The organism is Acinetobacter sp. 197, assembly GCF_048148385.1.
Lineage (GTDB): Bacteria > Pseudomonadota > Gammaproteobacteria > Pseudomonadales > Moraxellaceae > Acinetobacter > Acinetobacter pecorum.
On the sequence record NZ_JAYWZK010000031.1, the window covers coordinates 1 to 2,285 of the forward strand.

The following is a 2,285-nucleotide window of genomic DNA, read 5'->3' on the forward strand; positions in this document are numbered from 1 at the left end:
TTCGACAGTTAGTTAGCTTTTTAACCCCTAAACCTATGAAAATCGGGTGGGGATGATTTTTTTGTCGTGTGCAGAGAGAAAAAAATTACAGCGTTTTATAAGCCTTATAGTAACGGGAGAGACTATAGGGCTTTTTATTTATCTTAATATTCATATATCTATGATGAAACCATAATGCTCGGCGATATAAAAAACTGGCTTGAGAATAGATCGGTCTTTTATGATATTTGCTAAAATGCTCTTTTAAAATATAAAAAACTAAGCGTGTGTAGCACTGGGTCTAGGTGTTCTTTGGGCTTAGTTATTAGCGTTATTTAAATAAGTATAAGTCAATTTTTACCTAATGGATTTGCTTTTCAACTAGTTCTAATTTCTTTAATGCTTGCCCTTTTTTATGATCATTATTAATCTTTACAACTAGAGCTAAAATAAAAACCATCACTATAAAAACAAGGAAAATTAAATGCTTTTTCATCATTAATCCCTTCTTTTGATCTTTAAGGATGCCTTGTTCCTTTGTAAATAGATATGACATAAGGGAAGCACTGATACAAGCCTTTTTAAATGACTTTAGCAACTCGATAAACAGTTGCAACTCCACAATTCACTGCTTTGGCAATTTCTTCCTTAGTCATATTGCCAGCTGCTAGTAATTCTTTTATTCGTTTGTGCTTAGCCTCATTGGCTTTCTTACCTGTTGGCTTGTAACCCGAGCGTGCCAGGCCCTGCTTAATACGTTCTATACGTTTCTCATTGTCTAGGCGGGCCATTGTTGCCAGGAGATCAATCAACATATTGTTGATGAGTTCCAGGATTGAATGAGTAATGCTGTCACTGGTTTGAATCATTTGGTAGGTAGTAGGAAGATCCGCTACGACTAAACGAAGTCCCTTCTCCTGGATCCTGCGCTTCAGCTCTTGAAAATCTCGTTGGGTTAGGCGTGATAATCGGTCAATACTTTCAACTAACAAGGTGTCACCTTGATTTGCTTCTGACAGCAGCTTATTCAATTCAGGTCGGTCTAACTTCGTACCACTATAGTTTTCCACGTACACAATGGTTTCACCCAAATTCAAGTTTTGGTTTAGATCCTGAAGAATCTGCAAAGCCCTTTTTGCATCTTGATCTTTAGTTGAAGCTCGTAGATAAATACGTGTATTCATTTCTATCATTTAATATTAATTCTATTAGATTAATGATAACAACATCATTTAATTATTGCATTAAGTCTAATGATAGATATTGTATGCGATTTGGCTTGCTATCATTCAGCTATACTCTTTTGATAAAAAAAGCGAGGATTTTCTCCTCGCTCTTTAACTCAACAAATTAGAAGTTATATTTTAATTGAGCATTTACACCATTAAAGCCATCAAACGCATTAACGTGTGTATAAGCTACTTCTGCAGCCAAGTTTGGAGTGAAGTTATAGCCAGCTCCAGCCTGAATGATTAAACCTGAATCATCTTCGCTAGTTGAAACTGTATAACCTTGAAAAGTAGCATCTACATCGAGGTCAACACGTGCATAACCAGCCATACCTTTAGCATAGAAGTTATTTGCTAAAGGATATTTAGCTGTTAAGCCAATACCATAGTATTGAACATCGGCATCAGTTCTTACACCAAATTCTTCTAAATCGCCATCGAACTCGATGTCATTCACAGATTTATTCCAGAATACTTCAGCACCAACATATTCATTAAATTGCAAACCACCATTCAGGCCTAGAAAATGTACATCAACATCATCGTTATTTAAAAATGTATAGCCAGCGCCTACATATGGCTGAATTGTTGTATTACCAGCATTGGCCGTAGTTGCTGCAACAGCCCCAAGAAGTGATACCAAAAGCAGTTTTTTCATTGTATATCTCATGAATATTGAAGTTATATAAAAACCCATAAATCATTGATTTAAAGGATTTGTATATATTGGAAATATAAATAAAAATTTGCAATAAATTTATACTAATTAGTAAGATATTTTTTGATTAATAAATAGACTTCTTGCGTTAGTCAAATTTTAAGCAGTCGAAAGCTATATTTTATGAGGTTTTAGCCAATTCAAAAATTAGATAAAACTATACTTTCGCAAGAGGTCTAATATTTTTTATTATGATAATCCATTAAGTAATCAGCTATAGCAGTTGTCATGAGAAAAACTACATTATGCTATAATTTTAATGTGTTATTTTTTGTGTGCAAAGAAATAATTTATAACAAGAAAAATCCTTAAAAGGTTTTTTTATCTTTAAAAAATTTGAATAATGATTAAAACATAAA

General features: G+C 33.4%; 2 protein-coding genes. Both read right to left on the minus strand.

The window, feature by feature from the left end; genetic code table 11:
• Positions 1-560: 560 nt before the first annotated feature.
• On the minus strand, positions 561-1,172 hold the full coding sequence (locus tag VXQ11_RS15560; RefSeq protein WP_034705871.1) for a recombinase family protein: 612 nt from the start codon (positions 1,170-1,172) through the stop codon (positions 561-563).
• Between the two features lie 157 nt (positions 1,173-1,329).
• On the minus strand, positions 1,330-1,866 hold the full coding sequence (locus VXQ11_RS15565; protein ID WP_253175583.1) for a porin family protein: 537 nt from the start codon (positions 1,864-1,866) through the stop codon (positions 1,330-1,332).
• Positions 1,867-2,285 lie beyond the last annotated feature (419 nt).

Coding starts and splice junctions, on each gene's coding strand:
- VXQ11_RS15560 (WP_034705871.1), bottom strand. CDS start 1,172: ATGATAGAAATGAATACACGTATTTATCTACGAGCTTCAACTAAAGAT.
- VXQ11_RS15565 (WP_253175583.1), bottom strand. CDS start 1,866: ATGAAAAAACTGCTTTTGGTATCACTTCTTGGGGCTGTTGCAGCAACT.